Here is a 24,068-nt window from a genome sequence, read left to right on the forward strand (position 1 = left end):
TGCGACCCGGCATGCCCGGGTCGCGCCCGCAGTAACGCAGACGGCTCCGCTCAGGCGGGGCCGTCTGCGTTTACGCAGGGCCGAAGACGCAGGCGCGAGCATGCATCGCCGCGCACGAAGCCGCGCGAAGCGTGGGATAATCCATAGGTTTGGTAGGGAGAAAGGTCGGCGGGGAGTGAGCTGGCGCAGTGGCCGCCCGCTCCCCGGAGCCGCCAGCGCGCTAGCGCTGGCGGCTCCCAAGGCCGAGCAAAAGGAGAACAGCGGGCCAACTGTATGAAGGTCCGCTTACAAATCACTTACAGCCTGGACACTATGCGGATTCTGCTGGCTGAAGACGACCCGGTGATTGCCGATGGCATCTGTCGCGCGTTGCGGCGTGGCGGCTATGCAGTGGACCATGTGGCCGACGGCGCCGAGGCCGATGCGGCGGTTTCCACCCAGGGCTATGACCTGCTGATCCTCGACCTTGGTCTGCCGCGCATGAACGGCATCGACGTCCTAAAACGCCTGCGGGCGCGCAAATCGGCGCAGCCGGTGCTGATCCTGACGGCCCAGGACGGTGTCGATGATCGTGTGCGCGGACTCGACGCCGGTGCCGACGACTACCTTACCAAGCCATTCGCCCTGCCCGAGCTCGAGGCGCGCGTGCGCGCGCTGACGCGGCGCGGTACCGGGCAGCCGCGCTGCATCGAGATCGGCCAGCTCAGCTACGACCAGGCCGATCGCGTGGTGAAGGTCGGCGGTCAGATGATCGACCTGTCGGCGCGCGAAATCGGCTTGCTCGAGGTCTTCCTGCTGCGGGTCGGTCGCCTGGTGAGCAAGGACCAGCTCGTCGACCACCTGTGCGGCTGGGGCGAGGAGGTGTCGAGCAATGCAATCGAAGTGTATGTGCACCGCCTGCGCAAGAAGCTCGAGGACAGCGGCGTGCGCATCGTGACCGTGCGCGGTCTGGGGTACTGTCTGGAAAACCCCGATGCTGCCCCTGCGGCGAAAGCCTGAGAAGGCGGGGGCGGCGCGCAAGACTGCGCCCCCAAACTCGCTTTTCGGTGAGATCCTCGACTGGATGCTCGCGCCGCTGCTTTTCCTGTGGCCGATCTCCATCATCGTCACCCATAACGTGGCGGACAGTATCGCCAATCAGCCCTACGACCTCGCGCTCGCCGACAGTGTGAGGGCGTTGGCGCGCTTCGTCGTCATCGATGAGGGGCGTGCCGTTGTCAACTTTCCGGCGCCACCGCGCGCTTTGTTTCGTGCCGATCAGGACGACGCGGTTTATTACCAGGTGGCGGATTGGCGTGGCGTGACCGTCAGCGGCGACCCCGAGATCCTCCCGGCTCCCTTGCCCGTTTCCATCGACGGCGAGCAGATCTTCTTTCGTGACGAGCTGATCCACGGCGAAGATGTGCGTATCGCCTACCGCTTCCTGCGCCTTGATCCCGCGCGGCCCGAGCTGCTTGTGGTAGTGCAGGTGGCTGAAACGCGCAACAAGCGTACGGATCTGGCCTCGCGAGTGGTCACGGGGGTGCTGTTGCCTCAGTTCGCGATCATCCCGCTCGCGGTGATCCTCGTCTGGGTCGGCCTCAGTCGCGGCATTGCGCCGCTCAACCGGCTGCAGAGCCTGATCCGGCGCCGCCGGCCGACCGATCTGTCACCGGTCGCGCCCGGCAGCGTCCCGGAAGAGGTTCGTCCCTTGATCGTCGCTTTCAACGACATGATGGTCCGCCTCGAAGAGAACCTGCAGGCACAGCAACGCTTCATTGCTGACGCAGCGCACCAGATGCGCACGCCACTGACCGGCCTGAAGATGCAGGCCGACCTTGCGCTGCACGAGACCGACCCCGTGCAGTTGCGGGAGTCGCTCACGCGTATTGCAGAAAGTACCGACCGCGCTGCCCACTTGATCAACCAGCTTTTGTCGCTGGCGCGCGCCGAGGCAAGCTTCGAGAAGCTCTATACCGTGGAGCCGGTCAGTCTCGATGCAGTGGTGCGGGAGGTGGCGCTCGAGCTTTACCCGCGCGCTCAGGTCAAGCAGATCGACCTCGGCGTCGAGGCCGGCGACACCGAACTGGTGATCGAGGGTAACCCCGTCCTGCTGCGCGAGATGGTCAAGAACCTTGTCGACAACGCGGTCAAATACACTCCGTACGGCGGACGGGTGACGGCGCGCACCCGCTTTGCGGGATCGCCGATCCTGGAGGTGGAGGACACCGGGCCGGGAATCCCCGATGTCGACCGCGAGCGCGTGTTCGAGCGCTTCTACCGTGTGCTCGGCAGCGGCGTGGATGGCTCCGGCCTGGGCTTGCCGATCGTGCGCGAGATTGCCGAGTTGCATCGCGCCACGGTGACGCTGGATGCCAATCCGGCCGGGCAGGGCACGCTGGCGCGGGTGGTTTTCCCGCGCAGCAATCTGCAGCCGCCACCGATCGTGCAGGGCGATCATGATCCGCTGGGTTGAGGCCTTGTGCCGCGCTCGAGGTCTTCCCTCGAACTTGCATCCAGCACGTCGCGCATTTGCATTGAATTAGGCTTTGACATCGGAAAAGATTTCACTATAATGGCGTCCTCGTTGGCCAGTTAGCTCAGTTGGTAGAGCAGCGGATTGAAAATCCGCGTGTCCGTGGTTCGATTCCGCGACTGGCCACCACGATTCCCAGGACGGGCCGACACTTGTGTCGGCCCGTTTGCTTTCCGGGCTGGAATTTCGGGTCAGAAGTGGCTGATTCTGCTCAAGTTTTACGCTTGTTTCGCGGTGCTATAATGCGCCACGCCCGAAAACCCGGTTTCCGCATGCAACTCTTCGCCCTTGGCCTGAACCATCACACCGCGCCGCTCGCCATCCGTGAGCGCGTGGCGTTCCAGCCCGAGCGGCTGGATCAGGCTCTGCACGATCTGACGCATGCCGATTCGGTGCGCGAGGCGGCGATCCTGTCGACCTGCAACCGCACCGAGCTCTACTTCGCGGCCGAGCAGCCTCAGCACGCGGCCGACTGGCTGGCGCGCTTTCACAGCGTGCCCTTGCCGGAAGTGTCGCCCTACCTGTATTCCTACCCGCAGCGCGACGCCATTCGCCACGTCTTTCGCGTCGCCAGCGGGCTCGATTCCATGGTCATCGGCGAGCCGCAGATCCTCGGCCAGGTCAAGGATGCCGCGCGCCACGCCGAAGAGGCGGGCACCATGGGCGTGCTGCTGCACAAGCTGTTCCAGAACACTTTTGCGGTGGCCAAGGAGGTGCGCTCGACCACCGCGATCGGGGCCAACACGGTGTCGATGGCCGCCGCCGCCGTGCACCTGACCGAGCGCATCTTCGAGCGGGTGTCCGACCAGCATGTGCTGTTTATCGGCGCAGGCGAGATGATCGAACTCTGCGCTGCGCATTTCGGCGGGGCAAAGCCCAAGTCCATGACCGTGGCCAATCGCACCGAGGAGCGCGCGCGTGCGCTGGCTTCGCGCTTTGGTGCCCAGACCATGCGCATCGAGCAGATTGCCGACGCGCTGCCGCGCTTCGACGTGGTCGTGTCCTGTACGGCCGCGCCCTTGCCGATCGTCGGCCTGGGCATGGTCGAGCGCGCGGTCAAGGCGCGCCGCCACCGCCCGATGGTGATGGTCGATCTCGCCGTGCCGCGCGACATCGAGCCCGAGATTGCCGGGCTCGATGACATCTTCCTGTACACCGTCGACGACCTCGCCCAGGTCGTCGAGGCCGGGATGGAGTCGCGCCAGCAGGCGGTGATCGAGGCCGAGCAGATCATCGACACGCGTGTCGACGGTTTCCTCAGCTGGATGGCCAATCGTGACGCGGTGCCGGTGATCCGCGCGCTGCGCGACCATGCGGAGTCCTTGCGCCGCAGCGAGCTCGAACGTGCCATGCGCCTGCTTGCCAAGGGTGAGGATCCACACAAGGTGCTCGATGCGCTGTCGCAGGGTCTGACCAACAAGCTCATGCACGGGCCCACCCGTTTCCTCAACCAGGCTGAAGGCGAGCACAAGGCCGAAGCCGGCCGCGTCGTGCGCGATCTTTTCAGCCTGCCCCGCGACCTCCATCGCGATCAACACTAGGCCCATCGGCATACGCCGGGCCGCCCGCAGGGGCGGTGCAGGCGCATGTCGCTCATCACGATGAAGCAGAGCATCCGCGACAAACTCGAACACCTTGCCAGCCGGCTCGAGGAGCTCGACCGTGCGCTCGCGGCAGAAGATGCTGCGCGTGACATGAACGTCTTTCGCGAGCTTTCGCGCGAGCGTGCAGAGATCGAGCCGGTGGTTGCGCTGTATCGCGACTACCTTCAGGCTGAAGCGGACTGCGCTACCGCGCGCGAGCTGATCGCCGAGCCCGAGATGCGCGAGCTTGGCGAGCTGGAGTTGGAGGCTGGGCTGGCGCGCATCGGCGAACTCGATGGCGAGTTGCAGCGCGCCTTGTTGCCGCGCGACCCCAACGACGAGCGCAACCTCTTCCTCGAGATCCGTGCGGGTACGGGGGGCGATGAGGCCGCCTTGTTCGCTGGCGACCTGCTGCGCATGTACACACGCTACGCAGAGCGCCAGCGCTGGAGAGTGGAGATCGTGTCGGCGAGCGAGTCTGACTTGGGGGGGTGCAAGGAGGTCATCGCGCGCGTGGTCGGCGCGGGGGCGTATTCCAGACTCAAGTTCGAATCCGGCGGTCATCGCGTGCAACGCATCCCGGTCACCGAGACGCAGGGGCGGATTCACACCTCGGCGTGCACAGTGGCGGTGCTGCCTGAGGCGGACGAGGTCGAGGCCGTCGACATCAATCCTGCAGATCTGCGCATCGACACCTTCCGTGCCTCTGGCGCGGGCGGGCAGCACATCAACAAGACCGATTCGGCGGTGCGTATCACCCATCTGCCGACCGGGATTGTCGTCGAGTGCCAGGACGACCGTTCGCAGCACCGCAACAAGGCGCAGGCGATGGCTGTGCTGGCGGCGCGTCTGTATGACGCCAAGGTGCGTGCGCAGCAGAGCGCCGAGGCTGCGCAGCGCAAGAGCCTGGTCGGAAGTGGCGACCGCTCTGAACGCATCCGCACCTACAATTTTCCTCAGGGGCGTGTCACCGATCATCGCATCAACCTCACCCTCTACAAGCTCGATGCGGTGATGCAGGGCGAACTCGACGAGATCGTCGCTGCGCTGACGCTGGAGCACCAGGCGGCGCTGCTCGCAGCGCTGGCGGACGACTGATGGGCGAGGAACGTTCGGGGGTGCCGGTGGCCGGTGTCGATATCGCTGGTGCGCTCGCCTGGGCGCGCGCGCGCATCGATATGCTCGATGCGCGAGTGCTGCTGCGCCATGTGTTGCAATGCCCTGCGGCGCGCCTGGTGGCTTGGCCCGAGCAGCGTCTCGAGGCTGCCGATTGGGCTGAGTACCGTGCGCTCGTCGAGCGCCGCTGCGCGGGCGAACCGGTGGCCTACCTGACAGGCAGTCGCGAATTCTACGGTCGTGAGTTCCTGGTCACGCCCGCGGTGCTGATCCCGCGTCCGGACACCGAATTGTTGGTCGAGCTGGCGCTGGCGCACTTCGCCGGACAGCGCGGCGTGCGCGTACTTGACATGGGTACGGGGAGCGGTGCGCTGGCCGTCACGCTTGCGCTCGAGCTCGACGGGGCGGATGTCGTCGCCCTCGACCGTTCGCGCGAGGCCTTGTGGGTGGCAATGGCCAATGCCGCCCGCCTGGGCGCGAGCGTGTCCTTCGTGCAGAGCGATTGGTTCGGTGCGTTGGGGGACGAGCGCTTCGAGCTCATCGTCTCCAATCCGCCCTACATTGCCGCGGCCGATCCGCACCTCGAGCAGGGCGACGTGCGCTTCGAGCCGCGCAGCGCGCTGGCTGCCGGCCCGCAGGGGCTGGACGACCTCGCCGAGATCGTCGCCGGGGCGCCAGCGCGTCTCGTGCCGGGCGGCTGGCTCTTCCTCGAGCACGGCTATGACCAGGCTTCCGCGGCGCGGGGCTTGCTGGCGGATGCGGGCTTCGCGCAGATTGCGTCCTGGAGGGATCTGGCCGGAATCGAGCGCGTCTCCGGTGGGCGCTGGCTGGGCAGGGGCTGAGCACCGGGTGCGTCTGCGACCGGCTTTGTGCGTCCGGCTTGACGCCTTCCAGGGCCATCCCTAGAATTTCCGACTGTTTAACTCAACTTTTGCAGGTTTTTCCATGGACATCCAGGACGTCATCCGCGAACAGGTCGCCACCAACGACGTGGTGCTTTACATGAAGGGTTCGCCCCAGTTCCCGCAGTGCGGCTTTTCGTCCACCGCGGTGCAGATCCTGAAGGCCTGTGGCGTGCGCGAGGTGCTGGCGGTTAACGTGCTCGCCGACGCCGAGATCCGCCAGGGCATCAAGGAGTTCTCCAACTGGCCCACCATCCCGCAGCTTTACATCAAGGGCGAGTTCGTCGGCGGCAGCGACATCATGCGCGAGATGTACGAGAGCGGCGAACTGCAGCAGATGCTGAAGGATGCAGGCGTGTCCGACGCCGCCTGAGTCGTCGAGGCATGGCGTTGCTCGTAGTGTCGGTTTTTTTGACACTCTCGCTGCTCTGGTCGGAGGGCGTAGCAACAGCAGGGTAATTTATTCTTGTTGTTCAGTTGTTTGCAGGGATGGGCGTGAATCTTGCTTTACGTCTTTCGAAAAGCGCAGGAATGACAGCATTCGAATCCGTGCCGTTGTTCACGCTCGCGACTGGCGAGCTGTGATACGGTGCGGTGCGCTGACGGAGATACTTGATGAATACGCCGAACAAACCCTCAGATCCTGGTGCGGAAGCTTCCGGCCAGGTCGAATCCGTGTCCGATCCCAAGCGACGCAAGCTGACTACGGCCGGTCTTGCCGGCGCAGGTGTGCTGATGTCGCTGAGTTCCCGCTCGGCGCTCGGTACCGGCTTCGGCCAGTGTGGCTCGGAGTCGGTGTCGGCGGCAATGTCTCGGCATGGCGAGGTGTCGTCATGCGGCTGCAGCCCTGGGTTCTGGTGGCGTAGCCCGCACGGGATCATCAAGTGGGGCGATACCGACATCATTCCCGCGCACTATGGTCCCTACAAGACCTTCAATTCAGTGTTCGGGGTCACGCTTTTCAAGACAACCTCCAACCGCAGGCTGATCGATCTGGGGCCTGGCAGCAACAAGGTCGCGGACTCCGAACTTGCGATGAGCAAGCTCAAGGGTTGTACTTCGCTCTCGGCCAGTCTGTTCCATGTGATCGCAGGCTTGCTGAATGCGTCCTTCTATGGTGATCGCTATCCTGCGCCAGGCTACCAGACCCCGGGCGCGGTGATCGCTGCACTGCAGACTGCGTTGTCGAGTCCCAGTCCTTGCAGCGCGCTCAATGCGCTCAAGAGCCATCTGGATGTGTATGACAAGTCTGGCGAGTTGTGGTGCTTCAACGGCGTTACCACAGGTGAGAAGGACTGGACTCAGAAGTACTGATTGACCGCGGCCCGCCAGACCGGGGCGGTATCGCGGGCCGTGCGCACGGGCGTGCAGTTTCCCTCAGGTATAGATGACCACCTTCTTTTTGAACCCGGAAGTGCGCTGGCATGCCTGGGCTGACGGTGTGGTGCTGTTTTCGCCACGCAGTGCCGAGACCGTAATGCTGCCTGGTGCAGCGGAGGCGCTTCTGCTTGACGCCGCGAGTGCCGAGGGTTGGTCCGCGGCAGCGGTTGGTGGCGAGGCTGAGTCCGCGCTGGCGGACGCATTGTTGCGACTTGCGGCGCTCCGGGGCCGGGATTGACGCTCGGAGCGCTTTCCCGGGGTGAATTGCAGCAAAGGCTGGCGGGCGCCGGGCTATTGTTGCCATGTGGCCCTTTCGTGGTCCGATTGCGTACGCGAAGCGCAGAGATCGTCGAGGGCTTGCAGCGTCTCTATCGAGACTTCCCCCTTATGCCAGAGGGGGGCTTTGTCGATTTCGAGGTCGAAGTCCGTCCGCCAGGCCTGGCTCGGCGTTTCCTGCGGCCGCAGGTCGGCTTCTACTGCGATGGTCGTGCGCCTTTCAAGCCTCTGCCGCGTCATCAGGCTTTTCCGATGCTCGAGTGGGGGCTCAACTGGGTGATCTCCACCCACGCTCACGACCATCTCGTCCTGCATGCCGCTGTTCTCGAGCGTGACGGGCGCGCCCTTCTGTTGTCTGCTGATCCGGGATCGGGCAAGAGCACCTTGTGTGCAGGCCTCGTGCATGCGGGCTGGCGCCTGCTGTCGGACGAGTTGGCCTTGCTCGAGTTGTCGTCCGGGCGTGTGCGGCCGGTGGCGCGACCGATCAGCCTCAAGAATGAATCTATCGAGGTCGTGCGCGGTCTTGGCGACGAGGTCGAGCTCAGCGCAGTATGTGCCGATACGACCAAGGGCGCCGTCGCGCATATGCGCCCGCCTGCCGATAGTGTGGCGCGCAGAGCGGAGATGGCGCTGCCGGCTTGGTTGGTTTTTCCTCGCTTCACGCGCGGCGGTCAGCTCAGCGTCGAGCCGGTCGGCAAGGCGCACGCTTTCATGGAGATGGTGCGCCACGCCTTCAACTATGGCTTCCTTGGCGCCTCTGCCTTCGACGCATTGGCCGGCTTGATCGAGCGTAGCGAGACCTTTCGCGCTGGCTATGGCAGTCTGACGCAGATACTCCCCGAGATCGACCGCCTTACCGCGGCGGATCGCTCATGAGCGGGGGCGGCGTGCTCGACACGAGCCTGATTGCCGCTGTGCTTGCCGAGCCCGGGCGGGTGGCCGGCCTGGATGCGGCGGCGTGGTCGGTTCTGATCGGACAGGCCAGAAATGCCGAAATGCTCGGTCAGTTGCATGCGCGCCTTTCGTGTGCCGCCGCGCTCCATTTTGCGCCTCAGGCGGCGCGCCGCCACCTTGATCTAGCCTGGCAACTGTCCATGCGCCATCGCGAGGCCGTGCGCTGGGAGGTGCTTCACATCGCGCGTGCCCTGCGCAAGCTTGATGTTCCTGTGGTGTTGCTGAAGGGAGCCGCTTACGCCCTCGCGGACTATCCGGCGGCGGAAGGCCGCGTATTCAATGACGTTGATATCATGGTGCCGCATGCCGCGATCACCACGGTCGAGTACGCCTTGCTCGATGCGGGCTGGATTCCGCAGATCGTCAACGATTATGACCAGCGCTACTACAGGCGCTGGATGCATGAGATTCCGCCGCTTGAACACAAATCACGCGGCACTGTGCTCGACGTGCACCATACGATCGTACCGCCGACCTCCGGTGTCGTGCCTGACGCAAATGTGCTGCTCGAGCGCGCGCAGCCCCTGAACGGTCTGGAGTCCGACAGGCTGGGCATGTTCAGGGTGCTGGCGCCGGAAGACATGGTCCTGCACTCGGCCGCGCACTTGTTCTTCAATGAGTTCCACAAGGGCTTGCGCGACCTCTACGACCTGCATCGTCTGCTGACGCATTTTGGCGATGTGCCGGCGTTCTGGACGGTCTTGCGGCGCAGGGCTTTCGAGACTGGGCTGGAGCAGCCGCTGAACGATGCGCTTCAGCATTGTGCGCGGGTGTTCCATACCGCTGTGCCTGAGGTCGAGCTGGCACAAGTCGTTCGAGCGCGGTCGTGGCGCGGCGTCGGCGCGCTCCGTGACTGGATGCTGCGCCGCGCTCTTCTGCCCGATCACCCCTCGTGCACCACATCGTCCGTCCGATTTGCGCGCTGGATGGCCTTCGTGCGCAGCCACTGGCTGCGCATGCCGCCAGGATTGCTGGCAGTTCATCTGCTCAACAAGGCCTTTCGCAGCGAGGCGTGATGCGCGGCGCACTTTGACGCCTGTCCTCAATCCCGGCGCAGCGACAGTTCCTGGTTGAGCTTGGTCGCAAGCCTCAGCGCTTCGCCTAGGTAGCCGCGCCCGAAGAGGTTGAGGTGGTTGAGCATGTGATACAGGCTGTACAGCAGCTTGCGCTGCTCGTAGTCCTCGTGCAGCGGCCAAGCCTGGCGGTAGCGCGCATAGAAGCTCGACGGGAAGCCGCCGAAAAGCTCGCTCATGGCGATATCCGACTCGCGGTCGCCGAAGTGCACCGCGGGGTCGTACGCAACCGGCGTGCCGTCTGCGAGCAGGGCTGCGTTGCCGTGCCGGAGGTCGCCGTGGACGAGGCTCTCGCGTGGACGGTAGTCGAGGAAGAGTGCGGGCACGCGTGGGAGCAGGCGTTCTCCCTGCTTCTGCAGCTCGCCGACGAAGCCGCGCTCGCGCGCAAGGGCGAACTGGGGGCGCAGGCGCTGTTCGATGAAGAACTGGGCCCAGTTCGCACTTGGCGTGTTGCGCTGGGCGCTGCGGCCGAGGAAGTTGTCGCATCGCCAGCCGAAGCTGTCGCCCGTCGTGTGATGGAGGGCAGCCAGCGCTTCGGCATAGCGGACGCCGTCGGCCGCAGAGCTCACAGCCAGCAGGTCGAGGTGCTCGAGGACGACGAAGGCGTGCTCGGCGGACTCGCCACGGGCAATGACGGCAGGCGTGCGGAACGTTGCGCTGGCTGCGATCGCGGCGAGGCCGTCTGATTCGGCAGCGAACATCGCTGCACAGGCGCGGGGCCCGACCTTGACGAAGTGGCGGCTGCCGTCGGTGCCGTAGACGGTCATCGCCTGGTGGGTGCTACCGCCTCTGGCTGGTGTCAGTTCGGCGATGTGGAAGGCGCTGCCGGTCGCGTTGCGGATTGCGTGTTCGATGTCGGGCAGGGCGGGGTGGGGCGGTGTGCTCATGGGTTCGCGATGCGTGCGCTGGCCTGGGACAGGCGGGTGGCGAGGACCTCGAGGAAGCCCTGGTAGAAATGCATGCGGCAGGTGTCGCTGGCGCGTTGCAGGGCCGCTGCGCGTATGGTGATGAGCGCTGTGTCGGTGGTCGCTTCGACCGAGGCCGAGCGTATGCCGGCAGCCGCCGAGAACACCGCCACCTCGCCGAAGCACTCGCCGGTGCTCAACACGTTGAGCAGATGCCCGTGCTTGCGTACATGCGCCTCGCCTTCGAGCACGAAACAAACGGCGTCGCCGCGCTCCCCTTCCTTGAAGATCACCGTGCCGCTATGGGCACGACTGAAGCGCGACAGGCCGATGACCTCCCACAGTTCGGCATCCGAGAAGCGGCGGAAGAAGTGGATCGCGCGCAGGGCTTCGAACTTCTCTGCATCGGGGACGCTGTTTGCGGCCAGGTGCACGCCATGGTTGCGGAATGCGAGCGCGAGGTCGTGCGAGAACTCGGCCCAGTCCTGGTAGCGACGCTCGATGTCCTTTTCGGTGGCGCGACGCACGATCGCATCGAGGGCTTCGGGTACCTCGGGGCGCAGTTCCGAGGGGAGTGGTGGCGTATCGTTGGCGATGCTGTAGAGCAGGCTGTAGTTGTTGTCGTGCTCGAAGGGCAGGCGACCAGTGAGCAACTGGAACATCACCACGCCGAGCGAATAGATGTCGGTGCGGTGGTCCAGCGGCACCTCGCGCACCTGCTGTGGTGACATGTAGGCAGGCGAGCCGACGCCGGAGATCTGGGTGGTCTCGCGTGCCGTGTGCAGCGCGGCGCCGAAGTCCGAGATGCGGATGTCGGTGCCCTCCGGTTCCATCAGCAGGATGTTGGCCGGCTTGATGTCGCGATGGGTGATGCCCTGGTGAAAGGCGTAGTCGAGCGCGCGCGTGGCCTTGAAGACGATTTCTATGACGCGCTCGAAGGGGGCGAGCGTCCCTGGGGTGGCGATGGCGTCGAGTGTGCCGCCGGGTATGTAGTCCATCACCAGCCAGGCGCTGTCGTCGCCCACCATGGCGTCATGGATGCGGACGATGTGGGGGTGCTTGAGCTTGCCTGCGAAGGTGGCTTCGTTGAGAAACAGCTGGCGCAGCAGGCGGCCACGCTGCGGGTCGCTCACGATCTCGCGACGCAGGCGCTTGATGGCGACCTCGGTCTGGCGGAACGGATCCCAGGCCAGGTGGACGCTGCTGGTGGCGCCGCGGCCGATGAGGCGGCGAAGTTCGTACTTGCCGATGAACTCAGCCGTTGCCGTGTTCATCGTCGCCGCGCCGCAGCGTCTTTATGTGCCGTCATCGAGTTGCGGCGAACTCAGCCGAGCCGGTTGCGCGCGCGTGCAACGGCGGCGCGAACCTGCTCCGGCGCGGTGCCGCCAATGTGCTTGCGCGAGGCCAGCGAGCCCTCGACCGTGAGCACGCCGAACACGTCCTCGCCCAGGCGCTCGGCTGCGCCCGGCACGTGCGCCATGGCGATGCGCAGCTCGTCGAGCGAGAACTGCGGCAGGTCGCAGCCCTTGACATCGGCTGCGCGCACCGCCAGCGCCACGGCCTCGTGCGCATCGCGGAAGGGCAGGCCCTTCTTGACCAGGTAGTCGGCGAGGTCGGTGGCGGTGGCATAGCCCTGGCAGAGCGCGCCGCGCATGGCGTCGGCCTTGACCTTGATGCCGGTGATCATGTCGGCATAGATGCGCAGGGTGTCGATGACGGTGTCGGCGGTGTCGAACAGCGGCTCCTTGTCTTCCTGGTTGTCCTTGTTGTAAGCCAGGGGCTGGCCCTTCATCAGGGTGAGCAAGGCGATCAGGCTGCCGTTGACGCGGCCGGTCTTGCCGCGCACGAGCTCGGGCACGTCGGGGTTCTTCTTCTGCGGCATGATCGAACTGCCGGTGCAGAAGCGGTCGGCGAGGTCGATGAAGCCCACGCGGGGGCTCATCCACAGGATCAGCTCCTCGGACAGGCGCGACAGGTGGGTCATCAGCAACGCCGATGCGGCGCAGAACTCGATGGCGAAGTCGCGGTCGCTGACGGCGTCGAGCGAGTTGTAGCAGACCTCGTCGAAACCCAGCTCCGCGGCCACGAACTCGCGGTCGATCGGGTAGCTGGTGCCGGCGAGCGCGGCCGAGCCCAGCGGCAGGCGGTTGGTACGCTTGCGGCAGTCGGCAAAGCGCTCGGCGTCGCGCCTGCTCATCTCGTAATACGCCATCAGGTGGTGGCCGAAGGTAACCGGCTGCGCCACCTGCAGGTGGGTGAAGCCGGGCATCGGTGTGTCGGCGTTGGCCTCGGCGACATCGAGCAGGTTCTTCTGGAACTCGGCGATCAGCGCCAGGATCTGGTCGATCGCGTCGCGCAGCCACAGGCGGATGTCGGTGGCGACCTGGTCGTTGCGGCTGCGGCCGGTGTGCAGGCGCTTGCCGGCGTCGCCCACGAGCGCGGTAAGGCGTTTCTCGATGTTGAGGTGCACGTCCTCGTCGTCGAGGTTCCAGGTGAATTCGCCACGCTCGATCTCGTCCTTGATCTGCGCCATTCCGCGCTCGATATCGGCGAGATCCTGGGCGCCGATGATGCCCTGGCGGGCGAGCATCCTCGCGTGCGCGAGCGAGCCGCGGATGTCCTGCGTCGCCATGCGCTGGTCGAAGAACACGCTGGCGGTGTAGCGCTTGACGAGTTCTGAGACGGGCTCCGTGAAGCGGCCGGACCAGGCCTTGGCGGGTTCGTTGCCGCCGGCTGCCGGCGTCGTGGTGTCTGTCATAATGGTGCCGATGAAATGAATCGGCCGGCGTATTGAAGCCGGCCCTGCGCGTGGATGTGAGGCCGTGGTCACGGCGCTCGGGAACGATGGAAATTATAAAGCAAAAGCCAGCCGGGCTTGGCCCGCCCCGCCTGCCGGATTTCCGCAATCTGGGCGTCATCCTGCGCGTGCTTGTGCTGGTGAGCCTGCTCGTCGTTCTCACCGTTGGCGTGCGTGTCGATGAGCCCGCCGAGCTGCCGGCAGCGCTGGTCTTGATGGCCGGGCAGGTGGCGCTGCCGCTGTTGCTCACCGTGCTGCTGCTCTATGGCGTGGCACCTGCATTGCTGCGCGCTGGTGCGCGTCGCGCGTGGTTCGCCGTTGTCGGCCTGGCTGTTGCTGCGGCGCTTGCGGGTGTGGTGCTGGTCGGCGGCGATGTGGTCGCCGAGGGCGCGCGCAGCGCGGTGTGGGCGGCGCTGGCCGCCATGCTGTGCCTGCTTTACCTCGACTATGTGCGCTGCCGCTATACGCCCGCGCTTGCCGAGGCGCGTCTGCTTGCGCTTACCGCGCGCATCCGGCCACATTTCTTCTTCAACAGCCTCAACGGTGTGCTTGGGGTCATCCGGACCGATCCCCGTCGGGCCGAGCGCGCCCTCGAAGAGCTTGCAGACCTGTTTCGTGCGCTGATGCAGGACAACCGCGAGCAGGTGCCGCTGCGCGACGAACTGGCGCTGTGCGAGCGCTATATCGACCTCGAGCGCCTGCGTCTGGGCGAGCGCCTGCATGTGCGCTGGGAGCTTGGCGAAGGTGAGGGCGGGCGCGAGGCCTTGCTCGAAGCGCGAGTCCCGCCGCTGCTATTGCAGCCGCTGCTGGAGAACGCGGTTTATCACGGCATCGAGCCCGCTGCCCAGGCAGGTGAGGTGGTCGTGCGTCTGGCGCGCCACGGCAAGGAGCTGAGGCTCGAGGTCGACAACCCGGTGTGCGATGCAGGTGGCCACCATGCCGGCAATCGCATGGCACTCGACAACATTCGTGAGCGCCTGATGCTGTTCTATGACCTCGAGGCCGGGCTTGAGATCAACGACGATGGCAGGCGATACCGTGTGCGCATCCGACTGCCTTACCGTACCGGGGGTGCTTTGGGAGCATGGAACGATGAAGCCTGAGGGGGGCGGAGCAGCGCCCGCACTGCGGGTCCTGATTGTCGATGACGAAGCGCCTGCACGCAGCCGCCTGCGCGACCTGCTCGGCGACATCGGTGCGGGGCAGCCGAGCCGGGTCGTGGGCATGGCGGCCAATGGCGTGGAGGCCTTGCGCATCCTGGAGGCAGAGCCGGCCGACGTCGTCCTCGCCGACATCCGCATGCCGGTGATGGATGGGGTGGAGCTTGCCCGCCACCTGGGCCGCCTCGACAAGCCGCCGGCGGTTATCTTCGTGACTGCTTACGACCAGTATGCGGTCCAGGCCTTCGACCTTGCGGCGGTCGATTACCTGCTCAAGCCCGTGCGCGCCGAGCGCCTGGCTGCTGCGCTGGGCAAGCTGCGCCCGCCCGCGCGTGTCGCCGACGCCACGCTGGCCGGCCTGGCGCCGGGCGAGCGCCGTCACTTCAGCGTCAGCGAGCGTGGGCGCATCCTGTTGCTGCCGGTGGCCGATGTGCTTTACCTGCGTGCCGAGCTCAAGTACGTCACAGCGCGCACGGCAGAGCGCGACTACGTGCTCGACGAATCGCTGGTCCAGCTCGAGGAGGAGTTTCCCCAGCGCTTCCTGCGCTTGCACCGCAACTGCCTGGTGGCGCGTGCGGCGGTGCTCGGTGTCGAGCGCGCCGGTGAGCAGGACGGCGAGGCCCACTGGGCGGTACTGCTCAAGGGCGTGGACGAGCGCCTGGCGGTCAGCCGCAGGCAGTGGCCTGCGGTCCGCCAGGCGCTTGGTGTGTAGGCGCGCGTCCTGTGCTGCGCCCTAGCCGCTGTTGCGCAAGCCCGCCGCGATGCCGTTGATCGAGATATGGATGCCGTTGCGGGTGCGCTCGTCGCTGCCGGCAGCGGCGGCGGCTTCGCGGTGGCGGCGCAGCAGCTCGACCTGGACGTGGTTGAGCGGGTCCAGGTAGGGGAAGCGGTTGCGGATCGAGCGCTTGAGCAGTGGGTTGCCGTCGAGCAGCGCGGCCTGGCCGGTGATCTTGAGCACCGCCTCGACGGTGGCCTGGTGCTCGGCGCGGATGCGCCCGAAGATCGCCTCGCGCAGCGCGGCGTCCTTGACCAGCTCGGCGTAGCGGCTGGCGATCGCGAGGTCGGTCTTGGCCAGCACCATGTCCATGTTCGACAGCAGGGTCTGGAAGAAGGGCCACTCGCGGTTCATGCGCTGCAGCAGCGCCAGGCCGTCCGCGGGCTGGCGGGCGAGCAAGGCCTGCACCGCGCTGCCAAAGCCGTACCAGCCCGGCAGCATCACCCGGCACTGCGACCAGCTGAAGACCCAGGGGATGGCGCGCAGATCCTCGATGGCGGTGCTCTTCTTGCGCGAGGCCGGGCGGCTGCCGATGTTGAGCGCGGCGATCTCGCTGATCACGGTCGATTCCCAGAAGTAGCGCTCGAAGCCCTCGGTCTCGTAGACCAGGCCGCGGTAGGCGGCGAAGGCGGCGTCCGACAAGGCCTGCATGGCCTCGAGGAAGGCCGCCGGGGTGGGCGCGGCGCTGGCCGGGCGCAGGCTGGTCTCGAGCGTGGCGGCCACCAGCACCTCGAGGTTGCGCCGGCCCACTTCCGGGTTGCCGTACTTGGCGCCGATCACCTCGCCCTGCTCGGTGAGCCGGATCTGGCCCTGCACCGCGCCCTCGGGCTGAGCGAGGATGGCCTGGTAGCTCGGCCCGCCGCCGCGCCCCACCGAACCGCCGCGGCCGTGGAACAGGCGCAGGCGCACGCCGTGGCGGGCGAAGGTGGCCACCAGCTCGCCCTCGGCCTTGTACAGCGCCCAGCCCGAGGTGAGGAAGCCGCCGTCCTTGTTGCTGTCCGAGTAGCCGAGCATGACCTCCTGGGTGTGGGCGCGCGCCTCGAGCAGGCCGCGGTAGGCCGGGATCGAGAACAGGCGTTCCATCACGCCGGCGGCGTTCTCCAGGTCGCCGATGGTCTCGAACAGCGGCACGATGTTCACGTCGAGCGCGTTCTCGAGCGGGCGCAGCAGGCCGGCCTCCTTCAGCAGCACGGCCAGCTCGAGCAGGTCGGAGACGTCGTCGGTCTTGGAGATGATGCAGTTGCGGATGGCGGCGCTGCCGTAGCGCTGGTGGATGCCGCGCGCGGCGCGGAAGATGGCGAGCTCGCCCGCGCTCTCCTCGGAGTAGGCGACGTGGGGCGAGGCGAGCGGGCGCGCGGTGGCGAGCTCTTCGAGCAGCAGCGCGCAGCGCGCGGCCTCGTCAAGGCTGGAATAGGCAGTGCCGGGACGGGCCACTTCGAGCAGCTCGGCGACCACGCGTTCGTGCACGTCCGAGTTCTGGCGCAGGTCGAGCGGCGCGAGATGAAAGCCGAACACCTTCACCGCGCGGCGCAGGTGGCGCAGCCGCCCGCGCGCGAGCGCGGCCGAGCCGTTGGCCACCAGCGAGTGGTGCAGAGTGTCGAGGTCCTCGGCGAGCGCGTCGGCGCCGGCATAGGGCTCGGCCGCGGCCACTGCGGGGCGGGCCGGGGCGTGCCCGAGCAGCGCCTGGTAGGTGGCCGCCAGGCGGGCGTAGATGCCGGTGATGGCGCGCCGGTAGGGTTCGTCGCTGCGGTGCGGCGAGTGGTCGGGCGAGCGCTCGGCCAGCGCCAGCAGCGCCTCCGAGGCGGAGACCAGGCCCAGCCCGAGCGAGAGCTGCGAGCCCAGGGTGTGCAGTTCGGTGAGGTAGTAGCCCAGGGCGACGGCCGCCTGCATGGCGAGCGCGCGCTCGAGCACCTCGGCGGTGACGAAGGGGTTGCCGTCGCGATCACCGCCGATCCAGCTGCCCACCTGCACGAAGGCGGCCAGCTCGGGTGCGCCCAGCGCCGGGTCGGCCGCGGCCAGGCGGTCTTCCAGGCTGGCGTACAGACGCGGCAGCTCGCGCAGGAAGGTGGTGTCGAAATACGACAGGCCGTTATTGACCTCGTCGATCACCGACAGCTTGGCGGTGCGCAGCATGCGCGTCTGCCATAGCGTGAGCACCGCGCGGCGCAGCGCCTCGTCGCTGGCTGCGGCCTCCTCGGGGGTGAGCTGCATGCGGTCGCGCTCGTCGAGCAGGCGCGCGATCACGGTCTCGCAGTTGAGGATGCTCTTTCGTTGCACCTCGGTGGGGTGGGCGGTGAGCACCGGCGACACCAGCGCACCGTCAAAGAACGCGACCAGGCCTGCAGCATCGGTCACGCCGCTGTCGAACACCGCCTGCAGCGCGTGCGGCAGGCTGCCCTCGCGCGGGGCCGAGCCCGCCACCAGGTGTGCGCGCGAGCGCCGGATGTGGTGCTGGTCCTCGGCGATGTTGGCCAGGTGCGAGAAGTAGCTGAAGGCGCGCACGACCTGGATCGTCTGGTCGCGCGACAGCGCATCGAGGATGTCCTCGAGCTCGCGCCGGGCCGCAATGTCGTCGTCGCGGCGGAAGCGCACCGAGTTCTGGCGGATGCGCTCGATCAGCTCGAAGGCGGCTGCGCCCTGCTGGTCGCGCACGGTGTCACCGAGCAGGCGCCCGAGCAGGCGGATGTCTTCACGCAGCGGGGCGTCCTTGTCCTGGGTCATGTGTCTTGGTTTCCTGGTTGTCGTCTAGGGGGCCCTGCACCTGCCGTTGATCGTCCATGCTCACGTCAGGGCGTCCCGGCGTTGTGCATCGCTCCGGCGTCGCAGAGAGATGTGCTGCGTGCCAGGCAAGGCGGTCGGTGGGGAAAAGAGTGCGATCGGCACGCATGCTAGAATCCCGGCCTGTCCGCGCACCATTGGTGCGAACCCTGATGCTGCAGTGCGGCGAAATCTGGCCGTACCCGGCACCTTCCTACTTGTTACGTGAGTTATCCATCGTGAGCCAAGCGACCCCCGAGCGCATCGTCATCGCTACCCGTGAAAGCCGTCTCGCCCTGTGGCAGGCCGAGCACATCAAGGCCCGGCTCGAGGGATTGTATCCCGGCTGCAATGTCGAGCTTCTGGGCATGACCACGCGCGGTGACCAGATCCTCGACCGCCCGCTCGCGAAGGTTGGCGGCAAGGGCCTGTTCGTGAAGGAGCTGGAAACAGCCCTGCTCGATGGGCGCGCCGACATCGCCGTGCATTCGATGAAGGACGTGCCGATGGTGATGGGCGATGAGTTCGTGCTGCCCTGCATCACGGAGCGCGAGGTTCCGCTCGACGCCTTCGTCTCCAATCGCTACGACAGCCTGGCGGACATGCCCCCTGGGGCTGTGGTGGGGACGTCCTCGCTGCGCCGCGAATCGCAGATCCATGCGCAGTATCCCTTCCTTGCCGTGACCAGCTTGCGCGGCAACCTCGACACCCGTCTGCGCAAGCTCGACGAAGGCCAGTACGACGCAATCATCCTCGCCGCGGCCGGGCTGACCCGGCTCGGACTGGGCGAGCGCATCCGCTCGGTGATGCCGGCCGAGGTGTCGCTGCCGGCCGCCGGACAGGGCGCGCTCGGTATCGAATGCCTGGCGGCGCGGCCCGATGTCATTGCCTGGCTGCAACCCCTGGTCGATGCCGATACTGCCGCCTGCGTGCTGGCCGAGCGTGCAGTCGCACGCGCACTGGCCGGCAGCTGCGAGGTGCCGCTGGGTGCCTACGCGGTGATCCGCGGAGGGCAGTTGTGGCTGCGAGGTTTCGTCGCCCGCCCCGATGGCAGCGAGATCGTCCGTGCCGAACGCGAGGGCGCGCCCGCCGATGCCGACGCGCTTGGCCGCGCACTGGCCGAAGATCTGCGCGCGCAGGGCGCCGAGGCGATCCTGGCCGATATCGGCTGACGGCGAACACAGCTGATGGCGACCGCCCCCGCTCTCCCGTCCGCGCCCGGTCCGGGCGCCGGCCCTCTCGCAGGGCGCTGCCTGGTCGTGATGCGCCCGCAGGAGCAGGCCGACAACCTGTGCCGGCGCATCGAGGCCGCAGGTGGCCGCGCCCTGCGCTTTCCGGTGATTGCGATCGGTGCGGCGCCCGATCCTGCCCAGCTCGAGGCCGTGGTACCCCGCCTCGACGAGTTCCAGCTGGCGTTCTTTGTCAGCCCCAATGCCGCCAACTACGCGATGCAGTACATCCTGCCGCGGCGCGCCTGGCCGGCTGGTCTGCGCGTGTCGACCGTGGGCAAGGGCAGCGAGCGGGTGCTGCGCGACTATGGCTTCGAGGCGGTCATTGCGCCGCAGGTCGGGTTCGACAGCGAGGCTGTGATTGCGCTGCCCGAGTTTGCCGCAGAGGCTGTGGCCGGCTGCAAGGTGCTGATCTTCCGCGGTGACGGCGGTCGCGAGTTGCTTGCCGATACCTTGCGCGAGCGCGGCGCCAGTGTTGAATATGTCACGTGCTATCGGCGCTACTGTCCGGAGCTTGATCCTGCGCTGTTGCTGCAGCCGGTGGGTCGCGGTGAGGTCGACGCCCTGCTGCTGACCAGCAGTGAAGGCGTCCGCAACCTGGCGCAGATGCTCGGCGCTGAAGGGCTTGCGGCATTGCGCCAGGTAAAGGTGTTCGCCACTCATCCACGCATCGTCGAGCAGGCCCGCGAGGCCGGTTTCGCTGACGTGATTGAGGCGCCCGCCGGTGATGACGGCCTGATGCAGGCACTTGAGGACCACTTTGGTTACACTGAAGCCATGAAAGAAGAGACTCCCGCCCTCACGCAGCCGCCGGCGAGCGCCCATCCCGATCGTAAGGACGATGCCCTCGACGCGGCGCGCGGCGAGCAAGCCGCTGCAAGCACGAGTGCCGATACGGTGGAGCGCGGCGAAGCCGCCTCGTCGGCCGAGACTTCAACCGATGTGGTCCAGCCTGCGGGCGGAGCCGAGCAGGGGGTGGTGGCCGCGCCGCGCCGCAGCGCTGCCGCGTGGTGGGCACTGTTGCTGGCCTTGGTGGCGATCGGCATTGCCGGCTGGGCAGTGTGGCAGGCACGCGACACGCGGGTCGGCGCGACCGTCCTGCGCGAGGAACTGGCACAGCGCCTGTCCGAGGGCGAGCGGGTGGCGAGCGAGGCGCGCGGCATCGTGCGCCAGCAACAGGAAGTGATCGCCGCGCTTCAGGGCCGCCTGGGTGCGTTGAGCGCCAAGGTCGAGGAGACCGAAGGCCAGGCCGCTGCGCTCGAAGCCCTTTATCAGGAGTTCTCGCGTACGCGTGAAGACGGCGTGATTGCCGAGGTCGAGCAGGCGGTGGTGCTCGCCGCACAGCAGTTGCAGATTGCCGGCAACGTCGAGGCTGCGCTGATTGCGCTGCAGGAGGCCGAATCCCGCCTCGCGCTGCATGATCGGGGGCAGCTTGCCGGGCTGCGGCGTGCGTTGGCAAACGACATCGACGCGCTCAAGTTGCAGCCGGTACTCGACGTCTCGGGCCTGAGCCTGCGCCTTGAGCGCCTGCTCGAGCGCGCCGACGCTCTGCCGCTCGCCTTCGAGGGGCAGTTGCCGGTGGAGGCTGCGGTCGGCCGCGATCTGGCACCGGGCGAAAGCACCGGGCTGGCAGGCTGGATGGCCAGCGCGTGGCGCCTTGGCGAAGCGCTGGCGGCCGACGTCTGGCACGAAGTGCGCACCCTTATCCGGGTCGAGCGTCTCGACCAGGCAGAGCCGGTGTTGCTGGCGCCGGCGCAGAACGCTTTCCTGCGCGAGAACCTCAAGATCCGCCTGCTCACCGCGCGTCTCGCGCTGCTGGCCCGCGATGGCCGCACCTACGAGGCCGACCTGGCGCAGGCTCGCGCCTGGGTGGAGCGTTTCTTCGACCCGCGTGACGCTCGCGTGCAGGCTGCGCTGACTGAACTCAAGACCCTGGAGGCAGTGCGGGTGCGCTATGAGCCACACAACCTGTCCGAGACCTTCAATGCGCTGCGTCTTGCGCAAGCGCGTAGCGGTCGGCCGCAAGTGCCCACTACGCCGGCACAGGACGTCCCTGCGGCCGCACCGGCTGCGCCGACTGCTGCGCCCGCTGCGGGCACGACGGTGGAGGCCGCCGAGGTTGCCGCCGAAGCCCAGGAGGCCGACGCTGGAGAGGGCACGGAAGGTGGCGATTCGGCAGGCGCGGCGCCGGCCGTGAGCGAGTGAGGGCCAGTCGATGCGCGCACTGATCTGGTTGATCGGCATCTTCGCCCTCGCTGTCGGCGTGGCGATGGTTGCCGGTGTGAATGACGGCTATGTCTTGGTTGTGCTGTCGCCCTGGCGGGCGCAGATCTCGCTGAACCTGTTCATCGTCCTGCTCGTCGTCGGCGTGCTGCTCGTCCACCTGCTGCTCAAGGTCATCGGTCGCACGCTGGGTCTGCCTGCCCGGGTTGCCAGTTGGCGTGAGCGCCGACGCCGGCAAAAGGCCGATCGCGCGCTGCATGGCGCGATCAATGCCCTGTTCGAAGGCCGTTTCTCGCAATCGCTCAAGTCGGCCTCGACTGCATACACTGCGAGCGCGGGCTCGTCCATGGCTGCACTGGTGGCTGCGCGCGCGGCGCATGGCCTGCAGGACGAGGCCCGTTACCAGGAGTGGCTGGGGCATGCCGCAGAAGAGAAGGGCAGTGAAGTAGCTCGCCTGATGACCGAGGCCGAGCTCGCCATCGAAAGCCGTCAGTTCGACGTTGCCGCGAGCCGCCTGCAGACCTTGCGCGATGCCGGGCACAAGCACATCGCCATGCTGCGGCTGGAGTCACGTGTGGCGTTGGCATTGGGGCGCTGGGACGAGTTGGTGCATCACGTACGCCAGCTGCGCAAGCACAAGGCTCTCAGCGATGAGCAGGCCGCGCCCAAGCTGAGACGGGCACACATCGAGCGCATGAAGCAGCTGGCGGGCGACACTGGGGCGCTTGCGCAGTACTGGAAGGAGATCCCCGAGGACGAGTTGCAGGATCGGGGTCTGGTGGAGCGTGCACTGCCGCTGATGGCGCGCGCCGGCCATGGTGTGACGGTCCGGCGCCAGGTCGAGCGTCTGCTCGACGAACGCTGGGATACGGCGCTGGCGCGCCTGTACGCCTACTGCGCGGCGTCGAACGAGGATGCGCGCAGCTGCCTGCAGAAGGCCGAAGGCTGGCTCGAGGCGCATCCTCAGGACAGCGGCCTGCTGTTTGCCCTTGGCCAGCTGTGCCGGCGCAGTGAACTGTGGGGCAAGGCGCAGAGCTACCTCGAAGCCTCGCTCAAGCAGTCGCCGGCGGTGGATACGCATCTTGCGCTGGCACACCTGTTCGACACGCTCGAGCGTCCGGCAGACGCCCAGCGCCACTACCGTGCCGCGGCGGAGAAGGTGGGCTCGGCCGCAGCGGCCTGAAGGCAGCGCAGGGCTGGGCACAAGGGGGCCGCGGGCGTAGTGTTTGCGGCCCTCTGCGCTTTCTAGGGCCAGGGATGGCAGGTGTGCTTGGAGGAAGAAAATCTCGCGGCTGGCGCCGCTCCTACAGCAAACCCAACGCGCGTCGCCCCCTGGAGGAGCGGCGCGGGCCGCGAGGGGTTGAAGGCGACGGAAGTGGGTGGGCAGCCGATGAAAATCTCGCGGCTGGCGCCGCTCCTACAGCAAACCCAACGCGCGTCGCCCCCTGTAGGAGCGGCGCGAGCCGCGAGGGGTTGAAGGCCTTTGCGCCTGCGTCGAGCCCAAAGCGCTAGGCTCAGGCCCAGTCCCGCGGCTTGAGAAAGATGTCGTAGAGCTGCGACTCGGGGCTGCCGGGCTCGGGGTGCCAGTCGTAGCGCCACTTCACGATCGGTGGCATCGACATCAGGATCGATTCGGTACGACCGCCGGACTGCAGGCCAAACAGTGTGCCGCGGTCGAACACCAGGTTGAACTCCACGTAGCGGCCGCGGCGGTAGGCCTGGAAGTCGCGCTCGCGTTCGCCGTAGGCAATGTCCTTGCGGCGCTCGATAATCGGCAGGTAGGCGTCGAGGAAGGCTTCGCCGACCGAGCGTGTCAGCCCGAAGGCGGTATCGAAATCGGTCTGGCCGTCGGCGCCGAGATCGTCGAAGAACAGCCCGCCCACGCCGCGTGGCTCGTTACGGTGCTTGAGAAAGAAGTAACGGTCGCACCAGTCCTTGAGGCGGCGGTGTTCCGCCTCGCCGCCCCAGGGCAGCACGGCTGCCTTGCAGGTGGCGTGGAAGTGGCGGACGTCGTCCTCGAAGGCGTAATACGGCGTCAGGTCCATGCCGCCGCCGAACCACCACACCGGGGCCTTGTCCTCGGCCATGGCGATGAAGCAGCGCACGTTCATGTGCACCGTGGGGCACCAGGGGTTGCGCGGGTGCAGCACGAGCGATACGCCCATGGCCTCGAAGCGCCGGCCGGCGAGTTCGGGGCGGTGGGCAGTGGCTGAGGCCGGCATGGCGTCGCCGGTGACGTGGGAAAAGTTGACCCCGCCGCGCTCGAAGAAGTTACCGTCCTCGATCACTCGCGTCAGCCCGCCACCGCCGCCCGGGCGCTCCCAGCCGTCGGCACGGAAGGCGACGCCATCGAAGGCTTCAAGGCGGTCTACGATGCGCGACTGCAGCCCCGTGAACCAGGGCTTTACGATCTCGGCCTGCAT

The 24,068-nt window shown here is 67.0% G+C and carries 20 protein-coding genes and 1 tRNA gene; 16 read left to right on the forward strand and 5 right to left on the reverse strand.

The window, feature by feature from the left end:
* Positions 1–312: 312 nt before the first annotated feature.
* From LQF09_RS05470 to LQF09_RS05520, 11 genes are all read left to right on the forward strand, one after another.
* Positions 313–999, forward strand: coding sequence for a response regulator transcription factor (locus LQF09_RS05470; protein WP_002926782.1), 687 nt, complete (start codon positions 313–315; stop codon positions 997–999).
* Positions 974–2,455, forward strand: a complete 1,482-nt coding sequence (locus tag LQF09_RS05475; RefSeq protein ID WP_270069404.1) for a sensor histidine kinase — start codon at positions 974–976, stop codon at positions 2,453–2,455. The genes LQF09_RS05470 and LQF09_RS05475 overlap by 26 nt, the downstream gene beginning before the upstream one ends.
* Before the next feature lie 113 nt (positions 2,456–2,568).
* Positions 2,569–2,644: transfer RNA gene (locus LQF09_RS05480), tRNA-Phe, on the forward strand.
* Positions 2,645–2,787: 143 nt separating this feature from the next.
* Positions 2,788–4,056 carry a glutamyl-tRNA reductase gene (gene hemA, locus LQF09_RS05485; RefSeq protein ID WP_002926778.1) on the forward strand — a complete coding sequence of 423 codons (1,269 nt, stop codon included), beginning with the start codon at positions 2,788–2,790 and terminating at the stop codon, positions 4,054–4,056.
* Positions 4,057–4,116: 60 nt separating this feature from the next.
* Positions 4,117–5,196, forward strand: a complete 1,080-nt coding sequence (gene prfA, locus LQF09_RS05490; protein ID WP_270069852.1) for a peptide chain release factor 1 — start codon at positions 4,117–4,119, stop codon at positions 5,194–5,196.
* On the forward strand, positions 5,196–6,056 hold the full coding sequence (gene prmC, locus LQF09_RS05495) for a peptide chain release factor N(5)-glutamine methyltransferase (RefSeq protein ID WP_002926775.1): 861 nt from the start codon (positions 5,196–5,198) through the stop codon (positions 6,054–6,056). Before prfA ends, prmC begins: the two co-directional genes overlap by 1 nt.
* Positions 6,057–6,159: 103 nt before the next feature.
* Complete coding sequence (grxD, locus tag LQF09_RS05500) at positions 6,160–6,489, forward strand: Grx4 family monothiol glutaredoxin (protein ID WP_002943284.1); 330 nt, start codon at positions 6,160–6,162, stop codon at positions 6,487–6,489.
* Between the two features lie 242 nt (positions 6,490–6,731).
* Entirely contained in the window at positions 6,732–7,430 is a 699-nt protein-coding gene (locus LQF09_RS05505) for a hypothetical protein (RefSeq protein ID WP_002926773.1), read from the forward strand.
* 73 nt (positions 7,431–7,503) lie between these two features.
* A complete protein-coding gene (locus tag LQF09_RS05510; RefSeq protein ID WP_002926771.1) occupies positions 7,504–7,734 on the forward strand; it encodes a hypothetical protein in 231 nt (76 codons plus the stop codon).
* A gap of 86 nt (positions 7,735–7,820) precedes the next feature.
* Positions 7,821–8,648: an HprK-related kinase A gene (locus LQF09_RS05515; protein WP_198291830.1), complete on the forward strand. Its 828-nt coding sequence runs from the start codon at positions 7,821–7,823 to the stop codon at positions 8,646–8,648.
* Positions 8,645–9,742: a nucleotidyltransferase domain-containing protein gene (locus LQF09_RS05520; RefSeq protein ID WP_270069405.1), complete on the forward strand. Its 1,098-nt coding sequence runs from the start codon at positions 8,645–8,647 to the stop codon at positions 9,740–9,742. The genes LQF09_RS05515 and LQF09_RS05520 overlap by 4 nt, the downstream gene beginning before the upstream one ends.
* A gap of 26 nt (positions 9,743–9,768) precedes the next feature.
* Here LQF09_RS05520 and LQF09_RS05525 read toward each other — a convergent pair whose 3' ends face one another.
* From LQF09_RS05525 to argH, 3 genes are read right to left on the reverse strand one after another with little or no spacing between them, the layout of a single operon-like run.
* Positions 9,769–10,686: a fructosamine kinase family protein gene (locus LQF09_RS05525; protein ID WP_270069406.1), complete on the reverse strand. Its 918-nt coding sequence runs from the start codon at positions 10,684–10,686 to the stop codon at positions 9,769–9,771.
* Positions 10,683–11,978, reverse strand: a complete 1,296-nt coding sequence (locus LQF09_RS05530; RefSeq protein ID WP_002926761.1) for a serine/threonine protein kinase — start codon at positions 11,976–11,978, stop codon at positions 10,683–10,685. The genes LQF09_RS05525 and LQF09_RS05530 overlap by 4 nt, the downstream gene beginning before the upstream one ends.
* A gap of 50 nt (positions 11,979–12,028) precedes the next feature.
* Positions 12,029–13,462, reverse strand: a complete 1,434-nt coding sequence (gene argH, locus LQF09_RS05535) for an argininosuccinate lyase (RefSeq protein ID WP_270069407.1) — start codon at positions 13,460–13,462, stop codon at positions 12,029–12,031.
* An 86-nt stretch (positions 13,463–13,548) separates the two neighbouring features.
* On the opposite strand from argH, the gene LQF09_RS05540 reads away from it, so the two are divergent.
* Positions 13,549–14,604, forward strand: a complete 1,056-nt coding sequence (locus LQF09_RS05540) for a sensor histidine kinase (RefSeq protein WP_002926756.1) — start codon at positions 13,549–13,551, stop codon at positions 14,602–14,604.
* Positions 14,594–15,373: a LytR/AlgR family response regulator transcription factor gene (locus LQF09_RS05545; protein WP_002926753.1), complete on the forward strand. Its 780-nt coding sequence runs from the start codon at positions 14,594–14,596 to the stop codon at positions 15,371–15,373. Before LQF09_RS05540 ends, LQF09_RS05545 begins: the two co-directional genes overlap by 11 nt.
* A gap of 21 nt (positions 15,374–15,394) precedes the next feature.
* Here the strand turns inward: LQF09_RS05545 and ppc are convergent, their stop codons facing one another.
* Complete coding sequence (ppc, locus tag LQF09_RS05550) at positions 15,395–18,157, reverse strand: phosphoenolpyruvate carboxylase (RefSeq protein ID WP_270069408.1); 2,763 nt, start codon at positions 18,155–18,157, stop codon at positions 15,395–15,397.
* A 275-nt stretch (positions 18,158–18,432) separates the two neighbouring features.
* Here ppc and hemC point away from each other — a divergent pair, with 275 nt between their 5' ends.
* From hemC to LQF09_RS05565, 3 genes are all read left to right on the forward strand, one after another.
* Positions 18,433–19,365, forward strand: a complete 933-nt coding sequence (hemC, locus tag LQF09_RS05555) for a hydroxymethylbilane synthase (protein WP_004248895.1) — start codon at positions 18,433–18,435, stop codon at positions 19,363–19,365.
* A gap of 90 nt (positions 19,366–19,455) precedes the next feature.
* Positions 19,456–21,627 carry a fused uroporphyrinogen-III synthase HemD/membrane protein HemX gene (gene hemDX, locus LQF09_RS05560; protein ID WP_270069853.1) on the forward strand — a complete coding sequence of 724 codons (2,172 nt, stop codon included), beginning with the start codon at positions 19,456–19,458 and terminating at the stop codon, positions 21,625–21,627.
* Positions 21,628–21,637: 10 nt separating this feature from the next.
* Positions 21,638–22,828 carry a heme biosynthesis HemY N-terminal domain-containing protein gene (locus LQF09_RS05565; protein ID WP_270069409.1) on the forward strand — a complete coding sequence of 397 codons (1,191 nt, stop codon included), beginning with the start codon at positions 21,638–21,640 and terminating at the stop codon, positions 22,826–22,828.
* Between the two features lie 331 nt (positions 22,829–23,159).
* Here LQF09_RS05565 and hemF read toward each other — a convergent pair whose 3' ends face one another.
* Entirely contained in the window at positions 23,160–24,068 is a 909-nt protein-coding gene (gene hemF, locus LQF09_RS05570) for an oxygen-dependent coproporphyrinogen oxidase (RefSeq protein ID WP_270069854.1), read from the reverse strand.

Source organism: Thauera sp. WB-2 (assembly GCF_027594845.1).
Classification (GTDB): domain Bacteria; phylum Pseudomonadota; class Gammaproteobacteria; order Burkholderiales; family Rhodocyclaceae; genus Thauera; species Thauera mechernichensis.